The sequence below is a fragment of the Mycobacterium sp. 852002-51057_SCH5723018 genome, assembly GCF_001667035.1.
Taxonomy (GTDB): domain Bacteria; phylum Actinomycetota; class Actinomycetes; order Mycobacteriales; family Mycobacteriaceae; genus Mycobacterium.
The window spans coordinates 13,803-36,176 of sequence record NZ_LZIR01000041.1; the positions used below are offsets into that span (position 1 = coordinate 13,803).

24 protein-coding genes are annotated in these 22,374 nt (G+C 65.4%); 19 read left to right on the forward strand and 5 right to left on the reverse strand.

Annotated features, from left to right (window positions below; genetic code table 11):
* Positions 1-14: 14 nt before the first annotated feature.
* The 4 genes from A5764_RS09940 (at position 15) to A5764_RS09955 (ending at position 3,549) form a co-directional block, all read left to right on the forward strand.
* Positions 15-1,379, forward strand: a complete 1,365-nt coding sequence (locus A5764_RS09940; protein ID WP_067112397.1) for a cytochrome P450 — start codon at positions 15-17, stop codon at positions 1,377-1,379.
* A gap of 90 nt (positions 1,380-1,469) precedes the next feature.
* On the forward strand, positions 1,470-1,913 hold the full coding sequence (locus A5764_RS09945) for a hypothetical protein (protein ID WP_082951623.1): 444 nt from the start codon (positions 1,470-1,472) through the stop codon (positions 1,911-1,913).
* 113 nt (positions 1,914-2,026) lie between these two features.
* Positions 2,027-2,896, forward strand: coding sequence for a hypothetical protein (locus A5764_RS09950; RefSeq protein WP_067112581.1), 870 nt, complete (start codon positions 2,027-2,029; stop codon positions 2,894-2,896).
* Positions 2,893-3,549 (forward strand): hypothetical protein, encoded by a 657-nt coding sequence (locus A5764_RS09955; protein WP_156664602.1) that lies wholly within the window; start codon positions 2,893-2,895, stop codon positions 3,547-3,549. The genes A5764_RS09950 and A5764_RS09955 overlap by 4 nt, the downstream gene beginning before the upstream one ends.
* Before the next feature lie 88 nt (positions 3,550-3,637).
* Here the strand turns inward: A5764_RS09955 and A5764_RS09960 are convergent, their stop codons facing one another.
* The 3 genes from A5764_RS09960 to A5764_RS09970 all read right to left on the reverse strand — a co-directional run bounded on the left by A5764_RS09960 (position 3,638) and on the right by A5764_RS09970 (position 6,640).
* The gene (locus tag A5764_RS09960; RefSeq protein ID WP_067112403.1) at positions 3,638-4,813 is read right to left on the reverse strand and encodes an acyl-CoA dehydrogenase family protein; all 1,176 of its coding nucleotides are present in this window, start codon (positions 4,811-4,813) and stop codon (positions 3,638-3,640) included.
* On the reverse strand, positions 4,797-5,795 hold the full coding sequence (locus A5764_RS09965; RefSeq protein WP_067112406.1) for an acyl-CoA dehydrogenase family protein: 999 nt from the start codon (positions 5,793-5,795) through the stop codon (positions 4,797-4,799). Before A5764_RS09965 ends, A5764_RS09960 begins: the two co-directional genes overlap by 17 nt.
* A gap of 227 nt (positions 5,796-6,022) precedes the next feature.
* Positions 6,023-6,640 carry a nitroreductase family protein gene (locus A5764_RS09970; protein ID WP_067112409.1) on the reverse strand — a complete coding sequence of 206 codons (618 nt, stop codon included), beginning with the start codon at positions 6,638-6,640 and terminating at the stop codon, positions 6,023-6,025.
* 144 nt (positions 6,641-6,784) lie between these two features.
* Between A5764_RS09970 and A5764_RS09975 the strand changes: the two genes are divergently transcribed.
* Together A5764_RS09975 and A5764_RS09980 are read left to right on the forward strand one after the other, a co-directional pair.
* On the forward strand, positions 6,785-7,165 hold the full coding sequence (locus tag A5764_RS09975; RefSeq protein ID WP_067112412.1) for a carboxymuconolactone decarboxylase family protein: 381 nt from the start codon (positions 6,785-6,787) through the stop codon (positions 7,163-7,165).
* Between the two features lie 8 nt (positions 7,166-7,173).
* On the forward strand, positions 7,174-8,079 hold the full coding sequence (locus A5764_RS09980; protein WP_067112584.1) for an NAD(P)-dependent oxidoreductase: 906 nt from the start codon (positions 7,174-7,176) through the stop codon (positions 8,077-8,079).
* A gap of 148 nt (positions 8,080-8,227) precedes the next feature.
* Here the strand turns inward: A5764_RS09980 and A5764_RS09985 are convergent, their stop codons facing one another.
* Entirely contained in the window at positions 8,228-8,914 is a 687-nt protein-coding gene (locus A5764_RS09985; protein WP_082951624.1) for a hypothetical protein, read from the reverse strand.
* A 454-nt stretch (positions 8,915-9,368) separates the two neighbouring features.
* Between A5764_RS09985 and A5764_RS09990 the strand changes: the two genes are divergently transcribed.
* From A5764_RS09990 to A5764_RS10005, 4 genes are read left to right on the forward strand one after another with little or no spacing between them, the layout of a single operon-like run.
* Positions 9,369-10,460 (forward strand): amidohydrolase family protein, encoded by a 1,092-nt coding sequence (locus A5764_RS09990; protein ID WP_067112415.1) that lies wholly within the window; start codon positions 9,369-9,371, stop codon positions 10,458-10,460.
* A gap of 37 nt (positions 10,461-10,497) precedes the next feature.
* Positions 10,498-11,643: an amidohydrolase family protein gene (locus A5764_RS09995; protein ID WP_067112418.1), complete on the forward strand. Its 1,146-nt coding sequence runs from the start codon at positions 10,498-10,500 to the stop codon at positions 11,641-11,643.
* Between the two features lies 1 nt (position 11,644).
* Positions 11,645-12,058, forward strand: coding sequence for a Rieske 2Fe-2S domain-containing protein (locus A5764_RS10000; protein ID WP_067112423.1), 414 nt, complete (start codon positions 11,645-11,647; stop codon positions 12,056-12,058).
* Between the two features lie 16 nt (positions 12,059-12,074).
* A complete protein-coding gene (locus tag A5764_RS10005; protein WP_067112425.1) occupies positions 12,075-12,941 on the forward strand; it encodes an alpha/beta fold hydrolase in 867 nt (288 codons plus the stop codon).
* A gap of 14 nt (positions 12,942-12,955) precedes the next feature.
* On the opposite strand, the gene A5764_RS10010 is transcribed toward A5764_RS10005, so the two are convergent.
* Complete coding sequence (locus tag A5764_RS10010; RefSeq protein WP_067112428.1) at positions 12,956-13,429, reverse strand: hypothetical protein; 474 nt, start codon at positions 13,427-13,429, stop codon at positions 12,956-12,958.
* 36 nt (positions 13,430-13,465) lie between these two features.
* On the opposite strand from A5764_RS10010, the gene A5764_RS10015 reads away from it, so the two are divergent.
* The 9 genes from A5764_RS10015 to A5764_RS10055 all read left to right on the forward strand — a co-directional run bounded on the left by A5764_RS10015 (position 13,466) and on the right by A5764_RS10055 (position 22,371).
* Entirely contained in the window at positions 13,466-14,761 is a 1,296-nt protein-coding gene (locus A5764_RS10015) for an NADH-ubiquinone oxidoreductase-F iron-sulfur binding region domain-containing protein (RefSeq protein WP_067112588.1), read from the forward strand.
* Between the two features lie 8 nt (positions 14,762-14,769).
* The gene (locus A5764_RS10020) at positions 14,770-15,066 is read left to right on the forward strand and encodes a ferredoxin (RefSeq protein WP_067112431.1); all 297 of its coding nucleotides are present in this window, start codon (positions 14,770-14,772) and stop codon (positions 15,064-15,066) included.
* A 727-nt stretch (positions 15,067-15,793) separates the two neighbouring features.
* Positions 15,794-16,321 (forward strand): hypothetical protein, encoded by a 528-nt coding sequence (locus A5764_RS10025; protein ID WP_067112434.1) that lies wholly within the window; start codon positions 15,794-15,796, stop codon positions 16,319-16,321.
* 389 nt (positions 16,322-16,710) lie between these two features.
* Positions 16,711-18,345 carry an OB-fold domain-containing protein gene (locus A5764_RS10030; RefSeq protein WP_197501285.1) on the forward strand — a complete coding sequence of 545 codons (1,635 nt, stop codon included), beginning with the start codon at positions 16,711-16,713 and terminating at the stop codon, positions 18,343-18,345.
* Positions 18,342-19,235: an alpha/beta hydrolase gene (locus tag A5764_RS10035; protein WP_067112439.1), complete on the forward strand. Its 894-nt coding sequence runs from the start codon at positions 18,342-18,344 to the stop codon at positions 19,233-19,235. Before A5764_RS10030 ends, A5764_RS10035 begins: the two co-directional genes overlap by 4 nt.
* Positions 19,232-20,047 (forward strand): NAD(P)-dependent oxidoreductase, encoded by an 816-nt coding sequence (locus tag A5764_RS10040; protein WP_067112442.1) that lies wholly within the window; start codon positions 19,232-19,234, stop codon positions 20,045-20,047. The genes A5764_RS10035 and A5764_RS10040 overlap by 4 nt, the downstream gene beginning before the upstream one ends.
* A gap of 7 nt (positions 20,048-20,054) precedes the next feature.
* Entirely contained in the window at positions 20,055-20,867 is an 813-nt protein-coding gene (locus A5764_RS10045) for an NAD(P)-dependent oxidoreductase (protein ID WP_082951626.1), read from the forward strand.
* Positions 20,868-20,980: 113 nt separating this feature from the next.
* A complete protein-coding gene (locus tag A5764_RS10050; protein ID WP_067112445.1) occupies positions 20,981-22,183 on the forward strand; it encodes a cytochrome P450 in 1,203 nt (400 codons plus the stop codon).
* Positions 22,180-22,371, forward strand: coding sequence for a ferredoxin (locus A5764_RS10055; protein ID WP_067112448.1), 192 nt, complete (start codon positions 22,180-22,182; stop codon positions 22,369-22,371). The genes A5764_RS10050 and A5764_RS10055 overlap by 4 nt, the downstream gene beginning before the upstream one ends.
* The last annotated feature ends 3 nt before the right edge of the window (positions 22,372-22,374 follow it).

The window sequence follows — 22,374 nt, forward strand, 5'->3', positions numbered from 1 at the left end:
AGGGAGACAGCGCTTTGAGTGTCGACGACGTCGTCAGTGACGGCGATCGCAAGCGAATCCGATATCAATTCGAGCGGCACTCCGCCGAGTACCGCTCGAAGTTCAAGGCGATCACCGAGGAGATGCACACCCGGTGCCCGGTGGCCTGGAGCGACACCTACGGCGGACACTGGGTGGCGGCCGGCAGCCACGAGGTGTTCGAACTGGCCCGCTGCCCGGCGGTGTCCAACGATCACGACGTCAACGACGAACGCCGTGGCTACAAAGGCATTTCGATCCCGACGGCCAGCCGCATCAACGGCGTGCGCGGCGGCATCCTGGAGATGGATGACCCCGAGCACCGCACCTACCGCAACGTGCTCAACCCCTACCTGTCCCCGGCCGCGGTCAAGCGGTGGGTGCCGTTCGTCGACGACGTGACGCGCGCCTGCCTCGACGAAAGGATCGAGCGAGGCAGCATCGACTTCGTCGACGATCTCGCTAACATCGTGCCGGCGGTTCTGACGCTGGCGCTCATGGGCATCCCGCTGAAGAAATGGAAGATGTACAGCGAGCCGACCCATGCTGCTGTCTATACGCCCGAGCACTCCCCCGACATCCGGCGAGTCACCGAAATGCACCGGCAGATGGGGCTCGACCTGGTCAACAACATGATCGAGATCCGCGAGCATCCGCGCCCGGGCGTGGTCAACGCCCTGCTCGAAATGCGGATCGACGGCCAGCCCGCCCCCGACCTGGAGATCCTTGGCAATCTCGGATTGCTGATCGGCGGCGGCTTCGACACCACGACGGCCCTGACGGCGCATTCGCTGGAATGGCTTTCGGAGAACCCCGATCAACGGGAACTGCTCAGCAAGTACCGCGACACGCTGCTCGACCCCGCGACCGAAGAATTCCTGCGCTACTTCACCCCGGCGCCCGGCGATGGCCGGACCTTCTCCGACGACGTCGAACTCGACGGGATGCGTTTCAAAGAAGGTGAGCGACTGTGGATCTCGTGGGCCATGGCGAACCGCGACCCATCGGTGTTTCAGGATCCCGACAAAATCATCCTCGACCGCAAAGGCAACCGGCACTTCAGCTTTGGCCTGGGCGTGCACCGTTGCATCGGCTCCAACGTGGCGCGGACGGTGTTCAAGTCCATGTTGACCGCCGTCCTCGACAGGATGCCCGACTACCACTGCGATCCCGAAGGCGCCGTGCATTATGAGACCATCGGCGTCATTCAGGGCATGCGTAAGCTGCCGGCCACCTTCACTCCGGGCCCCAGGCTCGGGGCAGGCCTCGACGAGACGCTGGACAAGCTGCAACGCATCTGCGACGAGCAAGAACTCGCCAGGCCGATCACCGAACGCAAGGAAGCGGCGGTCATCGACTAGGTGTTTCAGCCCGTTGACTGCCACGTTTTTTCCGAGTAGGCCTGTTCAGCGAGACGGCGCCTTATATTTGGGCTAAACGCCTGTGCAGGGATGGGAGACGCATCGGTGAAGATTTTCACGGTGAGCCTTGGGCTTGCCATGGCCGCGGTGACTCTTACGCCTACCGCCCACGCGGAGATGCAGGTTGGCAACTACAGGGTGGACACAAACCGGGACCCCGGCCACAGCTGGATCTGGTCGATTCGACCATGCAACCATCCCGAACCGGGATGCGTTCGGATTCAAGCGATACCCCAGCCCAACGGGCAAGCGGCGCCCTACGCCGAAGATGCTCATCTGTCCAACGGCCGCTACACCATGACCGTCGACGTGCCCGACGGCGTGCGCTGCGTGGTCCAGTTCTTCCCCTCCCATGATGTCTATTCGTGGGATGAGGTCTCGCTGGCCGGTCAGGTGGTTTCTACATTCGACACGGGATGCGGCGGCGGACCCGGCGGCACCAACACCTACCCTTTCTCGCTCGTGCGATGGTAGCCGCGACCACCCTTGTCCTTGCGATTTGCGGGCAGCTCTGATCTCAGGAATGGGCAGTACAGTACGAGCGATCAGAGTTCAGTCGACGATGACGGGGACGGGTGGTGAGCGCGATGGCTGAGGCGAAAGAACCGCAAGAACGCTCGGCCACATCGAAGGCCGAGACCATGGCGTTGCTCGAAGAAGCCGAGGCGGAAGCCGCCGAAGCTGAAGCACTCGCCGCCGCGGCGCGTGCCCGCGCCCGCGCCGCCAGGCTGCGGCGTGAGGCGCTGGCCGAGGCAGAATCCGACGCCGCCGAGCCCGAACAGGCCCCCGAGCCCGAACAGGTCGCCGAGGCCGCCGAGGCCGCCGAGGCGGCCGACAAACAACCACCGGACGCCGACCAAGGCGGGGACGAAACCGTCGAAAATGTCGATGCGGAGCCCGATGAGGTTGCCCCCGAGCAGACCGTCGAGGCCGACGAACCGGGATCTCGACTGGCCAGAGGGCGACGCCGGTTGCCGTCCCTGTCGACGACTTCTAAAGTGGTCGCGATCGTCCTCATCTGCGCCTTTGCCGGGATCAGCGGATACATGATGTGGCAAGACCGTCAAGCCACTCAGCGTGAGCACCGCGCAGCGAATTTTGTCGCGGGGGCCAGGCAGGGCATCGTCAACATGATTTCCTTGGATTTCAACCGAGCAAAGGAAGACGTCCAGCGAGTGATCGACAGCTCCACCGGCCAGTTCAGGGACGACTTCCAGCAGCGGGCAAAGGATTTCACGTCGGTCGTCGAGCAGTCGAAAGTGGTTACCCAGGGGACGGTCACCGCGGCGGCCCTCGAGTCCATGGACGAACATTCCGCATCCGTATTGGTTGCGGCCACATCGCGGATCACCAATTCCGCTGGCGCCAAGGACGAACCACGCATGTGGCGGTTGCGGGTAACCGTGACCGAAGAAGGCGGACAGTACAAGATGTCGAAAGTGGACTTCGTACCATGACCGATGACACCCGCGACGCCGAAACCAGCACGACGGCGGAGGCGGTCGAGGACGATGCAGGGGCGGACGAAACCGAGGTCGACGACTCGGTGGCCGAGGTGCCCGCCGAAGTCGATAGCTCCCCCAAGCGAATCCAACGCGGTCGGCGGGGCTGGTCACGCACTCTGCACAAGGTGAAGCCCGTTCCGGTGATTCTGATCCTGCTGCTGCTGGTATCCGGAGGTCTGGCGGCGTGGCTGTACTTCGAGCGGTACCAGCCAAATCGACAGACCGATCCCAGCGTCGCGCGCACGGTGGTCAACGCGGCGTCCGACGGAACGGTTGCGTTGCTGTCCTACTCCCCCGAGTCGCTGGACAAAGACTTCGCCAACGCCAAGTCGCACCTTTCTGGAGACTTCCTGTCCTACTACAACCAGTTCACCGACCAGATCGTGGCTCCCGCGGCCAAACAGAAGTCGTTGAAAACCACCGCCCGCGTGATTGGCGCCGGGCTGTCGGAACTGCATCCGAATTCTGCCGTGGTTCTGGTGTTCGTCGACCAGAGCACGACAAGCAAGGACAGGCCCGACCCGGCGATGGCGGCCAGCAGCGTGCTGGTGAGCATGACCCGCGTCAACGGCAATTGGCTGATCACCAAGTTCGACCCCGTCTAGAGCGCACCGCAGTTCGGCCCAGCAGACGTAAAACCCCCCGGCACGCCGTCTGAGCCCGCGAGCTCCGGCACGTAGCTCACGACCAGCGCTAGCCGCGAGGGAGGCCGAGCACGCGCTGGGCGATGATGTTGCGCTGGATCTCCGAGGTTCCCCCGGCGATCGTGCCGGAAAAGCTGCGGGCATAACGCTCGAACCAACTGGCGAAGTAGTGGTCGAGGTTCATCGGCGCATACGGGCCGGTCTGCCCGGGGTGGATGAGCCCGTCGGAACCGGCAGCCGACAGGGCGTGTTCGGTGCCGTGCAGCTCGGCTTCGGAGCCGAGGAGCTTGAGGACGGAGATCGCGGCGACGTCGTCTTCCCCACTCGCCGCGCGGGCCAACGCCACCGAACCCAGCAGGCGCAGAGCCTGTTTGTCCATGATCAGGGTGGCGTATTGGTCGCGCTCGAGCTCGGTGGACGGACGCCAGTCGGCGATCACGTTGTCCATTCGGTCCGCAAAACCGAGCCACATCATCGTGCGTTCGTGGCCTAGCGATCCGTTGGCCACCCGCCATCCCTGGTCGAGCTCGCCGACCAGGTTCTCGGCGGGGACACGCGCATCGGTGAAGAACACCTCGTTGAAGTCCAGGTCATCGGCGGCACAGATGGACGGGAACGGCCGGCGCGCGACGCCCGGGGTGTCGGTCGGGATCAATAATGCGCTGATGCCCTTGTGCTTTGGCGCGTCCGGGTTCGTCCGCACGAACGTCAACAACACATCGGCGTCATGGGCCCCCGACGTCCACACTTTCTGCCCGTTGACCACGAAGTGGTCGCCGTCGAGCACCGCACGGGTGCGCAGCGACGCCAGGTCGGAGCCGGCGCTGGGCTCACTCATCCCGAGCGAGGCGGTGATCTCGGCGCGCAGGATGGGCACTGCCCAGCGGCGCTTTTGTTCGTCGCTGCCGAACGACAACAGCGATGCCGCAACGATATTCACGCCTTGCGGGTTGAAGCTGTGGTAGATCCGCCGGCGGCACAATTCCTCGAGATGGACGAACTGCTGGACAATGGTCGCGTTGCGGCCGCCGAATTCGGGTGGCTGACCGGGCAGCAGCCAGCCGTTGTCGAACAGCAGCCGCTGCCAACGCCGCGCCCACTGCGGCATATGTGAGACGGACCGCGGGCGCTCCAGGGTTTCGCTTGCGGGAGGCAGGTTTTCGTCGAGGAACGCGGCGAACTCCGCCCGAAACGCCTCGACGTCGGGATCAAAAGTCAGCTGCACGGTACTCCTCCGCGATGCGCGCGCGATGTTCGGCCGCCCCGCCGAGCATGTGCTCGCCCGCCTTGGCCCGCTTGAGCGCGAACTGCAGGTCGTTCTCCCAGGTGAAGCCCATCGCACCGAAAAGCTGTAAGCCGTGCCGGAATACCAGCGACTGGCACTCGCCCGCCGACGCCTTGGCCATCGCGGCGGCCAGCCGGCGCCGCGGGTCGTCGGCCGCGATCGTCAAGGCGGCGAAGTAGGCCAGCGCCCGGGCGCGTTCCACCGCGACGTGCATGTCGGCAGCCTTGTGCTGAACAGCCTGGAAGGAACCGATCGGTACGCCGAATTGGTGACGGGTGCGGACATGATCGAGCACCAGGTCGAGGATCCGTTGGCAGGCACCGACCATGGTGATCGCCATGCCCGCCAACGCGATGTGGTGCGCGCGCTCCGCGTCTACGGTGAGCCGGGCGGTGTCGGGGACCCGGACCTCGCCGAACGACAAGTCGGCCACATGAAGGACGGGATCGAACACCGCCGAGCGGCGAGCCGATACCTGGTTGGCCGCGACGACGAACACCCCGGCATCGGTCACCACCGCCAACCGGTCGACACGGTCGCCGTCGAGGACGTGGCGTGCCGTCCCGTCCAACACCCAGCCGTCGGCGTCGCGGTGTGCCCATATCCCGCCGTACACGGCGGTCCCCGACGCGTGCGGGTCGAACTGATCGCCGGCCAGGGGTGCGAACTGGCTCATCGTCGCGAGGAACGGGGTCGGATCGGTCGCTCGTCCCAACTCCTCGAACACGATCGCCAGCTCCACCGCGCTGGCCGGATCGTTGAGCTCGGTCCAACCCTGGTCCAGATAGGACTTCCACAACGGGCTCGGGTCGACGCCATCCTCGGCCACGCTGCGAACGAGCGAGGGCGGGCACTGCTTGCCGACCACGTCGCGCACGGTCTTCTGCCACAGTCGCTGATCAGCGTCGAACTCCAACAGCATGAAGGCCGCCTCCTGTCGTCACCGCCAGAGCGAGAATAACATTCTCTCTCACGGAAGTAATAATCTCGGAAATCGGTTATGAGGTGCAAGTAAGGCGCGGACGCTGCTTGCTTAGATGCCGAGATTGACGCGAGCGTGTTGCGCAGTCGCACTTCTTCGCGCCGACGTGGATCTCGACGAAGAGTCGCCGCCGCACAACGGTGCTCCCGAACCAATGACTCACGCCGCTAGATTCTGGCCGCCAGGTTGTCGGCCGGCTGGTTCCACCTGTCGAGGTTGGCGAATTCGGCCAGTGGACGACGGCGCAGCGGCCCGTGCCTGCCCTTGGGCCATCCCACCACGATGTGGCCGGCGATCATCCAGTCGTCGGGCACGCCAACGGCGTCACGCAGCAGCCGCTCGCCCCCGTACGAGGCCCAGCTGGTCATGCACGCCCCGAGACCCTGGGCGCGCGCGGCCAGCAGAAAATTCTGCATGGCCGGAAAGATCGACCCGCCGAGCAGCAGTTCGGACGCGGTCGGGTAGTGCTGCTGGGCGAACAGCACCGAGGTGAATTCACCTGCCCGGTCGTGCAATTCGTAGGTCGCGCGGTAGGTGCGGGCACGGCGGCTGGTGTCGTCGTCGGCGGGTCGGCTCATTCCGTACACCGGCTCAATCACTTCCAAGGCGTGCGCGGCCGCCTCGGCCACGACGGCCCGCTGCTCGGGCGATCGCAACACGACGAACCTCCATCCCTGCGCGTTCGCGCCCGACGGGGCCCACCTGGCCGCTTCCAGACACCGCGCCAGCGTGGCGTCGTCGACCGGCTCGTCTGTGAACCGACGGATCGTCCGGGCGGTCGACATGACTTCCCAGACGTCGCTACTTGCTCCAGTCACGACTGCTCCTTCCGGCTAGACCAACGTCATATCAGGACGCGCCCGATTGCGGGTCGACCGCTCTGGTTGGGTGTAGATCGGCGTCAACCCCGGTCGAAAAGGAGAAGACCATTGGATCGCGAAACATACCAACGAGGACTCGAAATCCGCTCGGCGGTGCTGGGCGAGGAATACGTCAATCAAGCCCTGGCCAACGCGAACGACTTCACCAAGCCGTTGCAGGATCTCGTTACCGAGTACTGCTGGGGAGCGGTGTGGGGCCGCGACGGGTTGCCGCTCAAAACCCGCAGCATGCTCAACCTGGCGATGATCTCGGTCCTCAACCGGCCCAACGAATTGCGCACCCACGTCAAGGCGGCACTGACCAACGGTGTCAGCCGCGACGAGATCCGCGAGATTTTCCTGCAGGTGGCCATCTATGCGGGCGTGCCCGCCGCGGTCGATAGCTTTCGTATCGCCGGGGAGGCGTTCGCGGAAGTGGACCCAACCTAGTGGCCGTGATGGAGATCGGATTCATCGGGTTGGGAAACATGGGCTTTCCCATGGCAACTCGCCTCCTTGAGCAACGCAACGCTGTCATCGCCTTTGACACGAACGACGCGGCGCTCGATCGCATCGTGACCCTCGGGGCACGCGCCGCGTCGTCGCCGAAGGACGTCGCCGATCACGCCGAAACGGTGCTGGCAAGCCTGCCGTCGCCCGCCGCATCGCTCGAGGTGGCAACCGGTGCCGGTGGGGTGGTCGACGGCGCGCGGGTGCGGCGCTATATCGACCTGTCGACCGTCGGAAGCCGGACCGCAACCCGAATTCACGACCTGCTGAGCCAACGTGGCATCGCGGCGATCGACAGCCCGGTCAGTGGTGGGGTCAGCGGAGCCCAGAATGGGTCGCTCGCGCTCATGGTGTCCGGCCCGCGGGCCGAATTCGACAGCGTCGCAAGCGTGTTGGAGGCGCTGGGCAGACCCTTCTACATCGGCGAGAAGCCGGGCGCGGCGCAGACCATGAAGCTTGCCAACAACATGCTGGCGGCCAACGTCTTGGTCGCCACCGCCGAAGTCGTCGTGATGGGCGTCAAGGCCGGCCTCGACCCGAGCGTGATGGTCGACGTGCTCAACGCGGGGTCCGGCGGGACAAGCGCAAGCCGCGACAAGTTTCCCCGCGCGATCCTGCCACGCACCTTCGATTACGGGTTCGCCACCGGGCTGATGGTCAAGGATGTGCGGCTGTATCTCGACGAGGCGAAGGGACTGGGCGTGCCGGCCGAGGTCGCCGAGACGATCGGTCGGCTCTGGGAGGCGACGGCTCGCGAGGAAGGGCCCGATTCGGATTTCACGACGGTGATCAAACCGCTCGAGAAGGCGGCCGGTGTGACCGTGGGTCAGGCGGGCCTGCCACCGTCAGGCTAGTTGTCCTGACCGCAGAGATTGGCTCGCCGCCACTGCTCTGAACGATTCGGCTCGTGAATCACATTGGTAATCCGTGATTTTGGACATCCCAGCCTTGCCCGTGGGCGCGCGACGACGAGGCGAACTCAACGCTTGGTGCTTAGGTGACTCACAGTTGAGGTGTCTCGCGGTGGAGCTTCCCCCGCGCGCCCCGCGGCTGCGGAGGTGGCCAGCCGAAAAGCCACGCGGCCACGAGGAAGCACAAGGCGCCGAAGAACGTACCGATGTTGGCCCACGCGAGACTGACATCGGCTCCCGAGCGCAACACCAGTGCGCCCGCGGCCGAGGCGAGAAACAGGACGGATCCAGCAAAGTTGAGGAAAGCGATGCGCTGCGACGCGTTCGCAACGTGGGAATGCCGCCGGGCCCGGACCTCGGGAACGATCGCGATAGCCGAGGAGACCAGGAACGCGACAGAACCGACAATGTCCGGCACCCACACCTCGACGTCTACCAGCTCTGGGCGCGCGCCGATGCTCACCGCGGCGTCCATCGTGTTGACGTTGAACAACACCGTCCCCACCAACTGGATAGCCGCGGCCAGCCAGTCGGTAGTGCGAGCACGCAACGGGAGCGAGCGCCGCTCGGCGTCGGGCAGCTCTCGGCGAGCGAGGACGAGCTGAAGGGTCGCGGCGGCTGTGAAGAACACCGCCCCGATCGCGTATGTCACCGCCGAGAGCAGCGGTGGCGACGCGGGTAGCAGCGAGAGGAGGACACCGAGCGCAAACAGTGCCGCGCCGACCACGAACAGGAGACCAGTCCAGCGCACCATGGACGCGTGCACTGCCCTCAGCACGTACGGGCCATCGGGTGAGACAAAGAGCTACGACATTTTGACATCGATTCGCGCGTCTTCCTCATGGGCGTGGCGTCCCGATGGGTGCAAACCGCTCAGTCAGCGGTCGTGTTGCTGATCCGCGATCGGACTCGGCGCCAAGCACACATGGACAAAGCTGAACATGGCCCCAATCCGGCGATCACGCGTCGAATCGTACTGCCTATGCGGGAGGTCCGGTTCGCGAGTTGTCGCCGGCGCGGTCGGGTCCATCAGCAATAGCGGAGAATGCTATTATCCTTTATCAAGAACGATACTTACCTCAGCGACGGCAATACCGATAGCTACCAGCGCCGATGACTAACCGAAACGCTTACCGGAAATCCATTGATTGACGATCCAGAAGAATGTTAGCTTATCTATCATATGGCCCAACCGGGCTCACTTTGGCTGACGGCGCCGAAGGACGGCTCTCGTGATCGAACACGCTGACGGAACGCGCACACCGGTGATCGACGCCAGCGTGCACATCTTCTTCCCGTCGAACAAGGACCTGCGCTCGTTTTTGCGCGAGCCGTTCAAGAGCCGCGGTTTCCCCGACTACGAGATGGACTGGTACGGCGCACCGGGCGGCGAGTACGTGCCGAACATCGAGGGACCCGACCGCCAGTACCCGGGTTCGGATCCGGATTTCGTTGGCCATGAATTGTTTTCGAAGCGCGGGGTGGATGTGGCCGTGCTGCACCCAATGGGGCGCGGCATCATGCCGGACCGGCACCTGGGCACGGCGCTACATGCCGCGCACAACGAGATGATGGTGTCGCGCTGGCTGGACTCGGCGGAATTCGGCGAGCGGTTCCGCGGGACGATTCGGGTCAACCCCGACGACATCGCCGGCGCACTGAGGGAAATCGAGAAGTGGCGTGGCCACTCGCGAGTGGTCCAGATCGGTGTGCCGCTGCAATCCCGCGAGCTCTACGGCAAACCGCAGTTCTGGCCGCTCTGGGAAGCCGCCGCCGATGCCAATCTTCCGGTCGCTGTGCACATTGAAACCGGCGAGGGCATCGGCTTTCCCCCGACGCCGTCCGGGCACACGCTCACCTACGAGCAATACGTCAGCTTCATGGCGCTCAACTACCTCTATCACCTGATGAACATGATCGCCGAGGGCGTGTTCGAGCGCTTTGCGAACCTAAAGTTCGTCTGGGCCGACGGCGCGGCGGATTTCCTCACGCCGTTCATGTGGCGGATGGACACGTTCGGCCGGCCACACCTGGAACAGACGCCCTGGGCGCCGCGCATCCCCAGTGCCTACCTACCCGGCCACGTGCACTTCGTGCAGGGCAGCCTCGACGGTCCGCCCGACGCGGAATTCGCCGGCGAGTGGTTCGGCTTCACCGGCAAGGAAGACATGGTCATGTTCGGCTCCAGCTATCCGCACTGGCAATGCAATGACGTGCGCCGGCTGCCGACAGCGCTATCCGCCGAACAGCGCGAAAAGCTGTGCTGGCGCAACGCGGCCAACCTGTACGGGATCGACGTTTCGGTCGACCTCGCAGCGGGATAGTCGCAGAATGTGAAATAGGAAGACTGAGGAGTGCGAAATGACACTGACACACATGCACGAGCGGGTTCCTGCCGCCGAGCGCATAGCCGTCCGGTGCGTCGACTCGGATGTCCACCCGGTGCCCAAACGCGGCGAGATCACCCCGTACATCCCCGAGCCGTGGCGCAGCAACTTCTTCCTCGAACACAGGGTGGGCGAGCTGATCTACTACGACGCTCCCGATTACGCGCACGCCTTCGCGATGCGCACGGACACCTTCCCACCGGACGGCGAGTTTCCCGGGAGCGATCCCGACATGGCGTTCCGTCAGCTGATCATGGAAGCCGGCTCCGACATCGCGATCCTGGAGCCCGCCGGCCGCACGCCCCGCTTGCCGGAGGCTCACCAGGCGTTCTCGAGCGCACTCAACGACTGGCAGGCAAACCACTGGCTCGACAGCCACAACAACTGGCATGAGCGGTGGCGGGGTTCGATCTGCGTAGCGATCGAGGATCCTGATGGCGCGGTCCGCCAGATCGAGAAGTGGGCCGGGCATCCGTACATGGCGCAGATCCTGATCAAGGCGGAGCCGCGACCGTCCTGGGGTCACCCGAAATACGACCCCATCTGGGAGGCCGCCACCAAGCACGACATCACGGTGAGCTGTCACCTGTCGCGCAGCAATTACGAGCTGCTACCGACCCCGCCCGTTGGATTCCCCAGCTACAACCACGATTTCATGGTGACCTACTCGCTGCTGGCCGCAAATCAGGTGATGAGCCTGGTTTTCGACGGCGTCTTCGACCGGTTCCCGACGCTGCGGGTCGTCTTCGTCGAGCACGCGTTCTCGTGGATCCTGCCGCTGATGTGGCGCATGGACGCGATCTACGAAGCGCGCAAGTCGCGGATGCCAATCACGCGCAAGCCATCGGAGTACGTCAAGGAGCACATCAAGTTCACCACCCAACCGCTGGACTATCCGGAAGACAAGACGGAGTTGACCCGCGCCTTGGAGTGGATGGAGTGCGACAAAATCCTGCTGTTCTCCTCGGACTACCCGCATTGGACGTTCGACGACCCGCGCTGGCTGGTGAAGCACCTGCCGAAGGCGGCCCGGGACGCGGTGATGTACAAGAACGGGATCGCGACATACCACCTCCCGGAGACCGTGCCGGTCCTCGAGGGCCAGACCCGGGTGTTTTGAGTTGGCGTCTGAACAAGAAGGGGCAACCACCAGGCGGCCCCAGCCCCGCCTCGCTCAGGGCCGCGAGCATGTCGTGGCGACAGTGGACGAAATCCCTGCGGGCAGCCACAAATTGGTGCCGATAGGGCGGCACGGCGTCGGTGTCTACAACGTCAACGGGACGTTCTATGCCATCGCGAATTATTGCCCGCACCAAGGCGGTCCGCTGTGCTCAGGGCGCGTCCGCGGGCGCACCATCGTCGACGAGACCGCCGCCGGCGACGCGGTGATGGTGCGGGACCTGGAGTACATCTACTGCCCCTGGCATCAATGGGGCTTCGAGCTTGCGACCGGCACGACCGCGGTCAAGCCGGAGTGGAGCATTCGCACGTATCCGGTGCGAGTCGTGGGCAATGACGTTCTGGTGATGGCGTGACGCGACGGGAGCATGTGTGTCGACTATCGAGGTGAATGGCGGAAACGTTGTCTACGAAATCCTCGGTGACACAGGCGATCTCATTGCCCTGACACCGGGCGGCCGGTTCAGCAAGGAAATCAACGGCCTGCGCCCGCTGGCCGAGGCACTGGCGGCCGGCGGCTATCGGGTGCTGCTGTGGGACCGGCCCAATTGCGGCGCCTCCGATGTGCAGTTCTACGGTCAAAGCGAGTCGCATATGCGCGCCGAGACGCTGCACAAGCTGGTGACAGGGCTGGGCTTCGAGCGCTGCATCCTCGCCGGAGGATCCGGCGGTGCACGGGATTCCATGCTGACCACGATGCTCTATCCCGAGATGGTCACCAAACTCGTGGTGTGGAACATCGTCGGCGGCATCTACGGCACGTTCGTGCTGGGCTCTTTCTACATCGTCCCAAGCATTCTCGCGGTGCGAGGTACCGGAATGGACGGCGTAGTGAAGGTGCAGGAATGGCGCGAGCGCATCGAGGAAAACCCCGCCAACAAGCAGCGGTTTCTCGACTTCGACAAGGACGAGTTTCTCAAGGTCATGCTGCGCTGGCTCAACGCGTTCGTTTCCAAGCCGGGACAGACGATCCCGGGCGTCGAAGACGAAATGTTCGACCGTATAAAGGTCCCCACGCTGATCATTCGTGGCGGCGAGAACGACATGGATCACCCCAAACGGACGTCGCTGGAAGTGAGCTGCCTGATCAAGGAGTCGAAGCTCATCGATCCGCCCTGGCCGGAGGACGCCTGGGAACGCGCCTCCGAAGACCGCGCGGCGGGCCGGGTGCAGCACTTCAACATGTTCGACACGTGGGTGCTCGCCGGGCCTCCGATCCTCGAATTCTTGGACTCCTGATGTCCCCGTTGCGTTTACCCGATGCGAATGTGAACCTCACAGTTCAGCGAGGCCTCGAGGGCCGTGTGGATCCGGCTTTCCGGGATCCGCTCGAGGTCGGCTTCGCGCAGGGTCACGTGGATGATGTCGTAGCCGTCGTCGCCGGGCGTCCGGACGATCTCGCCGGTGAGTCCGAAGCCGGCCAGCACGCCGTGCGCGTCGTCGTCGGTTCCCCGGCTGACAAAGGTCACCACGCCGGCCGCCGGCGCGGTGCCAAATGCCTTGGCGCACAGGGCCAGTCCGGTCTGCTTGACCGCGTCGGCCTCGTCCCCTGCGATCAGGAGCTCCACCTCGCGGCGATCAGGCGGCATGCCCGCAACATTGTTTTCCACCACATCCGCACCCAGCTCACGGGCAAGCAGAAGGAGCGCGGTCATGCCCTGGCCTAGCTGCGCGGCGGTGAGCACACCGGACGGGTCGACGTTGACGCGCACGACGGCGGTTCGCATGTGCGCAAGCCTAACTGCGACGATGGAGAGCAGCTGATGGGAACCAGCGCGGCGCCGGCCATCACCGCGGCCACCTGGCCCGGGTGCCCGTCGCGCCTGCTCGGCGCTCACCCGGACACAAGGGAGAGCTACCAGGCTTACCGGGAGCAAGGCGGCTACCGTCGCCTTGCCGATCCGGACCAACTGCTCGGTGAAGTCGAACGCAGTGGGCTGCAGGGCCGGGGCGGCGCGGCCTTCCCGCTCGCGGTGAAGTTGCGCGCCGTGCGCGACAACGGCCGTCTCGCCGGTGGCCCCGTTGTCGTCGCGAACGGTGAAGAGGGAGAACCGGCTTCGATCAAGGACCGCTGGTTGCTGCGGAACCGGCCCCACCTCGTTCTCGACGGGCTGCGACTCGCGGCTGCGATGGTGGCGGCCAACCGGGCCTACGTCTACGTGTCAGACCCGGAATCTGCCCGCAGCGTCGAGATCGCGCTAACGGAACATCCGCTCGGCGACATCACGATTGAGGTGTTCAACGTCGCTGCCGGATACATCGCCGGTGAGGAGACCGCGGTCACCCGCGCGATCAACGGCGGCCCGGTCAAGCCGACGGACAAGCCACCGCGGCCCTTCCAGAAGGGCGTCGGTGGGCGGCCCACCCTGGTGAGCAATGTGGAAACCCTGGCCAACCTGCCCTACCTGCAGCGGCACGGCTCGGCGGAGTTCCGCTCGCTGGGCACGGCGTCCTCGCCCGGCACCTTCCTGGTGACGCTGACCGGGGCCGGTCGGCCGCCGGGGCTCTACGAGGTGCCGCACGGGCTGCCGTTCCGGGAACTGGTTGCCCTCCACGGGGTTTCGGCTGAGCGGGTCCAAGGCGCGCTGCTGGGCGGCTATTTCGCCGGGCTGCTCAACAGGAGCGTGCTGGACGCAACGTTGGATCACGAGACTTTCCGCGGCCTCGGCAGCGCCCTGGGCTGCGGTGCGATCGCGGTGATCGCCGACGAATGTACGGTGGCGGTCGCCGCGTCGGTACTGGCCTACTTCGACCGCGAGAACGCCGGCCAATGCGGTTCGTGCTTCAACGGCACCGCCGCGATGGCCGCCGCCGCCGGCGCGCTCCGCGATGGTGCCGCCACGACCGAGGACCTCGACCGGCTGCGGCGGTGGTCGGTGACGCTGCGCGGCCGCGGCGCCTGCGCGACGTTGGACGCCGCGGCCAACGTGGCGGGAAGCCTGCTCGACCAGTTCCCGCAAGCGGTGGCCCAGCACCTAGACAACGGCTGCGAGCTGTGCCGAGCCCAAATGTTCAGCGCCGAACGGCCTTACGAGGCGGAGGCGGTGGTGTACGCGTGACCGATGGCATGAAGATCCACCTCGACCGGACCCTCTGTGACGGCTTCGGCATCTGCGCAAAACACGCTCCCGGCTACTTCTCGCTCGACGACTGGGGCTACGCGTGTTTGATCGGGGACGGTGACGTCCCCGAGGCCGACCGCGGCGCGGTCATGCGCGCGCTGATGGATTGCCCGGTCCACGCCATCATGGAATTGAATGAACGCCGACCCGACGACGTGCCGCCGCCCCCAAGCGGCGAAGAAGATCCCGCCGCGCACCTCAAAACCGAGGCGAACGAAGCCGAGTGGGGCTTCACGCGTTGACCGCTCGTCGCTAGTTCTGGCGGTCTCGAAGGCATAAGCTGAAGCCAGCCAAGGTCGGGATAGTCCCTCAGGGAGGCCTGCCATGAGACGGTTGGTTAGTCATCTGGCCGCCGTTATCGCGGTCGCGTTCGTGTCGATGGCGGTTGCGGTTATCGGGACGCCGGGTGTCAGCTCGGCGGAATGCGGCCCCAACATGTCATGGAATCCGACGACCAACGTGTGCAAACAGCCACCGGCGCCGCCCGAGTGGTACAGACCTCCACCGCCATATGCGCCGGCATTTGCCCCATTGGATGTGCCGCCTCCTCCGCCAACGCCGTGGTGGGCACCGCAGGCCCCGGCGTGGAGTAACGGCTTTCAGCATTGGGGCGTTGTCATAGGCACCATCTGGGTGCCCATCTGACGCCGGGACGTCTCCGCGCGTCGCTCAACCCGATTGCATGACGGTCGCGGATTAGTCCGGTCGCAAGCCGTGTGACCGTGCGCGGGCGGGGCGGCTACTTCGCGTTCGAACCGAAGATCGATTGTTTCTTCTTGCCAATTATCGCGGCGAGGTTTCGTCATGAGTCGGGGATGAGGAGCGGCACTACAGTTTCCTAACAGGTTGATACCGATTGATACAGGGCAGTTTTGGGCCCAAATATTGATGCACTATGTGCCCAGTACACATTGTCGGCATAAAGATGCGGGGAACGTCCCGCACGTCCATGGCAAAACAGGGAGAACCATGAAATCCATGAAATCCATTGCCGTCAGCGCGGCTGCACTGGCCGTCGTTGGCGGTGGCGCCGCCGGGCTGGCATCCAGCGCATCGGGCATTGCCCCTGCGGACCTGCCTCAGGTTCAACTGGCCTCAGTCGGCGCGCCGCTACCACAGGACCCGCCGCAACCCGCGTCGACAATGAACCTGCCGACCCCTGACCAGTTGACTGGCATCCTCAACGACCTTTCCAATCCGGGCGTGTCATATAGGACCAAAGATGGTCTCGTCGAAGGCGGCATCGGGTCGGGCGAGGGCCATCAGATGGATCACGAGCTGAGAGTGGCCTACCGGAACGGGCAGCTCCCGTTGTCGTTCGTCGTCTCCAACATCCAACAGAACGGTCCGACTACGGTCATGTCCGACGTGGCTGTCTCGGGGCCAAAGTTGTCGGCACCGGTCACGAAGCCCCTCATGTTTGTCAATCAGAACGGTAACTGGGTGTTGTCGAGCCCTTCCGCGACCATGCTGGTGCAGGCCGTCGCCGGGCACTGATTCCGGCTTTCCGCATGAGCAGCCGAACGTTGGCTGAAGTGGGGCGGGGCCCGCCCAACGCATTCGGAAATGGCATTTCGCGTGCAAGCCAGAAATCGACTGTATCTTCCTGTAGTGCAACAGGATCACCGCTTCCGGCTCCAGCGGCCAGCGTTGGCACCCTTCGTATGCGTCGCGCGAATTCGGCCCCTGTGGCGGCACGGCGGGGCCGAGCCCCGGGCAGGCTCTGGCCATCGTCGGGCGCTCCGGATCGGTCCCGGCAGATGCGCGGCCTAGATCGCGCCTGCCTGAAAGTGATAACGTAATTCTCCGATTCGTACAACGGGCCTACCGCCGAGGCTCGACTTTCCGGAGGTGACGTGTCAGCAGCACCGGGACGTCCCCTTCCGATGGTCACCCTCGACAACGAGTTCTTTTGGACGTCCGGTGCCGACGGCACGCTGCGGCTGCAGGAATGCAGGCGCTGCGAGTCGCTGATCCATCCGCCCGCACCGGTGTGCCGCTACTGCCGTTCCCGCGATATGGGTGTGCGCGCCGTCTCCGGTGTCGCGACGCTGGCCGGGTTCACCATCAACCATCGGTTCAGCCTGCCGGGAATGCCGGCCCCGTACGTCGTCGCGCAGGTGGCGATCGCCGAAGATCTGCGCGTCCGGCTGACCACCAACATCGTTGAGTGCGATTTTGATCGACTCGAACTCGGTCAACAGGTGGAGGTCGTCTTCGAGCACATCGAGGACGTCTGGCTGCCGCTGTTTCGCCCCGTTGCGGACGCGCAGCCCGCTGCCCTGCCCGAAGACGAGATCGCGCCGGAGCGCTTCGGCGAACACATCAGGCCGATGCTGACCGCGGAGAAGTTCGAGGACAAAGTCGCGCTCACCGGGATCGGGATGTCGCCGATCGGGCGCCGCCTGATGGAGCCGCCGCTGGCGCTGACGGTGCAAGCGTGTGAGGCGGCGATCGCGGATGCCGGGCTGACGTTCGCCGACATCGACGGCCTCTCAACATATCCCGGCGGCGGCAACCTCGGCGGGTTCGGCGAGGGCGGGGTCACCGCGCTGGAGGCGGCGCTGGGCGTACGGCCGACCTGGCACAACGGCGGCATCGAGACGTTCGGCCCGGGCGGATCGGTGATCGCCGCGATGCTCGCGGTCGCCGGCGGCCTGGCCCGTCACGTGCTGTGCTTCCGGACCCTTTGGGAAGCGACCTTCAGCGAGCTGATGAAGCAGGGCAAGATCACCCCCTCCCATCTATCGGGGGGCCGAGCGCCTGGCTGGCAGTTCCCGTTCGGCGCCACGTCGGCGGCGCACACGCTGGCGATGAACGCGCAACGGCACTTCCACCGTTACGGCACAACGAAAGAGACGCTGGGCTGGATCGCGCTGAACCAGCGCGCCAACGCCGAGCTCAACCCCACCGCCGTCTATCGCAGTCCGATGACGATGGACGACTACCTGGGCGCGCGGCCCATCACCACACCGTTCGGCCTCTACGACTGCGACGTGCCGTGCGACGGCGCGATCGCCGTCATCGTGTCCGCCTCTGACGCCGCCCGCGACCTAGCCAAACCGCCCGTGCTGGTGGAGGCGGTGGGCACCCAGATCGTCGAGCGGATCGACTGGGACCAAAGCACTCTCACCCACGAGCCGCAGGTACTCGGTCAGGCCGCGCACGTGTGGACGCGCACCGAGCTGCGACCCACCGACGTCGACGTCGCCGAACTCTACGACGGGTTCACCATGAACTGCCTGTCCTGGATCGAGGCGCTGGGCTTCTGCGGAATCGGTGAGGCCAAGGATTTCCTGGACGGGGGCAAGAACATCGCCCGCGACGGCCAGCTGCCGCTCAACACCCACGGCGGCCAGCTGTCGCACGGCCGCACGCACGGCATGGGCCTGCTGCACGAGGCTGTTAGCCAGCTGCGCGGGGAGGCCGGTGACCGCCAGGTCGCCGGCGCCCGCGTCGGCGTGGTCAGCAGCGGCGGCCTCACGCCCAGCGGGGTGCTGCTGCTGCGGGCCGACGCATGATCACCGTTCGCCCGCGGGTGGTGATCGTCGACGGCGTCCCGATGTCGGCGTTGGTCGCCGAGGCCCCCGAACCCAAGGCCGTGATCGTGGCGATCCACGGCGGAGGCACCACCGCCATCTATTTCGACTGCCCGGGCCACCCTTCCTACTCGCTGTTAAGGGCCGGCGCCGCAGCGGGATTCACGGTGGTGGCGCTCGACCGGCCCGGCTACGGCAGCTCCGCTCCCTATCCCGAGGCGATGGCCACACCCCAGCAGCGGGTCGGCCTCGCCTACGGGGCGGTCGATCGCGTTCTCGGGGAACGCCCGCGCGGCGCGGGACTGTTCCTGATGGCCCATTCGGGCGGGTGCGAACTGGCGGTGCGGATGGGCGCTGACGAGCGCGGCGCGGATCTGCTGGGCATCGAACTGTCGGGTACCGGCCGCCGCTATCACCCCGCGGCGCGGGAAATCCTGAAAACGGCGACCCGGGAACGCCGGCCGGCGGGGTTGCGCGAGCTGTTGTGGCACCCGGAGCGGGTTTACCCGCCCGAGGTCCTCAGCGGGGCCACTATTTATCCGGGAGCCCCCTCGTACGAGGACCAGATGGTGTCGAACTGGGCCCGTCAAGACTTCCCGGCGCTCGCGCCGGCCATCGGCGTGCCGGTCCAGTTCAGCATCGCCGAGCACGAAAGGGTTTGGCAGACGGATGATTCGGCGTTGACCGAGATCGCCTCCCTGTTCTCCGGCACGCCGCGGTTCAGCGTCAACCGCCAACCGGGGGCCGGACACAATATCAGCCTCGGCCACACCGCCGCGGATTACCACTCGAAGGTCTTCTCGTTCGCGGATGCATGCGTGGCCTCTCGCGCGAATCCCGTTGATCCACAGGATGATTTGGAGGCCGGGTGAAAGTCGGATTCATCGGGCTGGGAAGTCAGGGCGCCCCCATGGCGCGGCGGATCGTCGAAGCCGGCTACCAGACGACACTGTGGGCGCGCAGACCCGCGACGCTCGAGCCGTTCGCCGACACCGCGGCGAAGGTCGCCGAGTCACCGGCCGAACTGGCCGCGGACTGCGACGTGGTCTGCCTGTGCGTCGTCGGCGATGCCGACATCCAGCAAATCACCAGCGGTGACCACGGGCTGCTGGCCTCGATGAAACCCGGCGGCGTCATCGCCGTGCACAGCACCGTACACCCCAACACCTGCCGCCAGCTCGCGGAAACCGCTCGTGCCCACGGTGTTTCGGTCATCGATGCCCCGGTGAGCGGGGGTGGCCCGGCGGCATCAGAAGGCCGCCTGCTGGTGATGGTCGGTGGCGACGCCGACGTCGTGGAACGCTGCCGTCCGGTCTTTGCAACCTACGCCGACCCGATCGTTCACCTCGGCGAGCTGGGCTCGGGGCAAACCACCAAGCTGCTCAACAACCTGCTGTTCACCGCCAACCTGGGCACCGCGGCCACCGCCTTGTCGCTGGCCAATGCGCTGGGCGTCTCCCCGGATCGTTTCACCGAAGTCGCCTCCCGCGGCAGCGCGAACAGCTTCGCGCTCAACGCTCTTGGCGGGATCGGCGGCCTGGAGCGGCTGGCCGGTCTGGCGGGGACGCTGCTGCAAAAGGATGTCCGGTTGATCGTCGAACTCGCCGAGCAGGCCAAGGCCCGCGGCGGTGCCGTGCTGGATGCGGCCGACGCCACGCTGGCCTTGATGGGCCATTCCCGATGAAGGCCCAGTGAAAGTCGGGTTCGTCGGCGCGGGCCGGATGGGACGCCCGATGGTGGCGCACCTGGTCGAGGGCGGGCACGAGGTCCGAGCCTTAGGGCGAACCGCCGAGTCGCGGCAGCAACTCGAACGGCTGGGCGCTCGAGCGGTGAGCCAGGTTGCAGCCGCCGGCGCGCGGGCCGACGTCGTGGTGCTCTGTGTGTTCACGGATCAGCAGGTGCGTGAGGTCTGCCTGGACGGCACCCTGCTGGCCACGATGCCGCCCGGGTCGACGTTGGTGGTGCACACCACCGCGAGCCCGAAAACCATCGAGGCCGTCGCCGCCCGCGCCCTGCACCTCGACGTGGTCGACGCGCCGGTCAGCGGCGGCCCGCACGACGTCGCGGCCGGCAGCCTGACGCTGTTCGTGGGGGGCGGCGACGATGCCGTGGCACGAGTGCGCCCGGTGCTGGACTGCTACGGCGATCCGGTACTGCCCGTCGGGCCGCTCGGCGCCGGGCAAAGGGTCAAACTGGTCAATAACGCGCTGTTCGCGGGCCACATCGGGCTGCTTGCCGAAGCGATCCGGCTGGGCCAGCGGCTCGGCGTGCCGGAGTCGACCCTGCTGGCCGCCCTACCGCAGGGCAGCGCAGCCAGCCGGGCGCTGAACATCCTCGCGGCGCGCGGGTCCCTCGCGTCGTTCATTGCGGTCACCGGCGAATTCGTCGGCAAGGACGTCGCCGTGGTTCGCGCGATGGCCGAGGAACTCGGCAGCGACCTGGGTGCGCTGAACGACGTCATCGAGGTCATCGACCCCGTAACAGAGAGAGCCGGGAGGGTATGAAATGGCGCCGCTTTGGTCTTTTCGGCCCGCCACGAAAGCGCTACCGTTAGCGTTACAGTGAGGCAATCCACTGTAACGGTTCCAGCCCGCACCTCGCCCGCCAGGAGTGTCCTATGACCAAATCGAAGCTGGTCTTCGATCCGTTCTCCGAGGAATTCTTCAACGGCGCCTGGGAGACGTACCGGCGAATGCAGGAAGAAGCTCCCGTTTACTACAGCGAGGAGTACGACTTCTACGCGCTAACTCGCCACGTTGACGTCGCAGCGGGCCTCAAGGACTTCGAAACGTATTCGTCGGCCTACGGCATCGACTTGTCGATGGTGCGGTCCGGGCAACAGCCGCCGCAGTCGATCATCTTCATGGACCCCCCCGATCATCGGCACATGCGAAGCCTGCTCAACAAAGTCTTCACCCCCCGTGCCATCCAGTCCCAGAAGCAGATGGTCACCGAAAAGATCGAGAAGTACCTCGGCGCGGCCGACCCGGATCGGTTCGACGCCGTGCAGGACTTCTCCGGCCCCTTCCCGGTCGAGGTGATCACGACGATGCTGGGAGTGCCGGAGGAGCACGCACAGCAGATCCGCCACTGGATCGATGAGTCATTGACCCGCGCGCCCGGGCAGGTCGAAGTCGGCGAGTCGGGTATGCAGGCCAACATCAACATCGCGATGCTTTACTACGACCTCGTCAAGCAACGCCGCGATCAGCCGCGTGACGACCTGTTCACCAAGCTCCTCGAGGCGGAGCTGGAATGCGAGAACGGGGAGAAGCGGAATCTCGACGACCTCGAGATTGCCGGCTTTTCAACGCTGTTGGGCGGCGCCGGCGCCGAGACCGTCACCAAGCTGGTCGGCAATGCGCCGGTGGTGTTCGCACGCTTTCCCGACCAGTGGCAGAAGCTGCTCGACGACCGCAGCAAGATCCCCGCGGCCGTCGAAGAGCTGTTGCGCTACGAGGCACCGTCGCAATATCAGGTCCGTCGCTCGATGAAGGACGTCCATCTGCACGGCGTCACGATTCCGGCCGGAAAGCCGATTTTCCTCATCAACGGTGCGGCCAATCGCGATCCCGACGCGTGGACGAATCCGGACAAATTCGACGTCGACCGCGACCGGACCGAAGCTCTGAACATGGGATTTGGCTACGGGATTCACAGCTGCCTCGGTGCAGCGCTGGCCCGCATGGAGAGCGCGCTCGCGCTGGAGAAGCTGCTTGACTTCATGCCCCGCTACGAGGTGGACTGGGACGGCTGCGAACGCGTCCATATGCAAAACGTCATGGGGTGGAAGCACGTACCGGTGAAGGTGCTGAGATGAGAATCGAAATCGATTGGGGTCTTTGCGAAAGCAACGGGGTCTGCATGGGCATCAATCCGGAGGTCTTCCACCTCGACGACGACGACATGCTGACGGTCTTGCAACCAGAGGTCACCGCGGAGACCGAGTCGGACGTGCGGGAAGCCGTTCGTCAATGCCCCCGGCAGGCGATCTCTATCGTCGAGTAGCGA

Excerpts from the sequence above, each read along its gene's own strand:
- A5764_RS09945 (WP_082951623.1), top strand. The coding sequence starts at position 1,470 with ATGGGAGACGCATCGGTGAAGATTTTCACGGTGAGCCTTGGGCTTGCC.
- A5764_RS09950 (WP_067112581.1), top strand. The coding sequence starts at position 2,027 with ATGGCTGAGGCGAAAGAACCGCAAGAACGCTCGGCCACATCGAAGGCC.
- A5764_RS09955 (WP_156664602.1), top strand. The coding sequence starts at position 2,893 with ATGACCGATGACACCCGCGACGCCGAAACCAGCACGACGGCGGAGGCG.
- A5764_RS09965 (WP_067112406.1), bottom strand. The coding sequence starts at position 5,795 with ATGCTGTTGGAGTTCGACGCTGATCAGCGACTGTGGCAGAAGACCGTG.
- A5764_RS09970 (WP_067112409.1), bottom strand. The coding sequence starts at position 6,640 with ATGTCGACCGCCCGGACGATCCGTCGGTTCACAGACGAGCCGGTCGAC.
- A5764_RS09980 (WP_067112584.1), top strand. The coding sequence starts at position 7,174 with ATGGAGATCGGATTCATCGGGTTGGGAAACATGGGCTTTCCCATGGCA.
- A5764_RS09995 (WP_067112418.1), top strand. The coding sequence starts at position 10,498 with ATGACACTGACACACATGCACGAGCGGGTTCCTGCCGCCGAGCGCATA.
- A5764_RS10010 (WP_067112428.1), bottom strand. The coding sequence starts at position 13,429 with ATGCGAACCGCCGTCGTGCGCGTCAACGTCGACCCGTCCGGTGTGCTC.
- A5764_RS10015 (WP_067112588.1), top strand. The coding sequence starts at position 13,466 with ATGGGAACCAGCGCGGCGCCGGCCATCACCGCGGCCACCTGGCCCGGG.
- A5764_RS10020 (WP_067112431.1), top strand. The coding sequence starts at position 14,770 with ATGAAGATCCACCTCGACCGGACCCTCTGTGACGGCTTCGGCATCTGC.
- A5764_RS10025 (WP_067112434.1), top strand. The coding sequence starts at position 15,794 with ATGAAATCCATGAAATCCATTGCCGTCAGCGCGGCTGCACTGGCCGTC.
- A5764_RS10030 (WP_197501285.1), top strand. The coding sequence starts at position 16,711 with ATGGTCACCCTCGACAACGAGTTCTTTTGGACGTCCGGTGCCGACGGC.
- A5764_RS10035 (WP_067112439.1), top strand. The coding sequence starts at position 18,342 with ATGATCACCGTTCGCCCGCGGGTGGTGATCGTCGACGGCGTCCCGATG.
- A5764_RS10050 (WP_067112445.1), top strand. The coding sequence starts at position 20,981 with ATGACCAAATCGAAGCTGGTCTTCGATCCGTTCTCCGAGGAATTCTTC.
- A5764_RS10055 (WP_067112448.1), top strand. The coding sequence starts at position 22,180 with ATGAGAATCGAAATCGATTGGGGTCTTTGCGAAAGCAACGGGGTCTGC.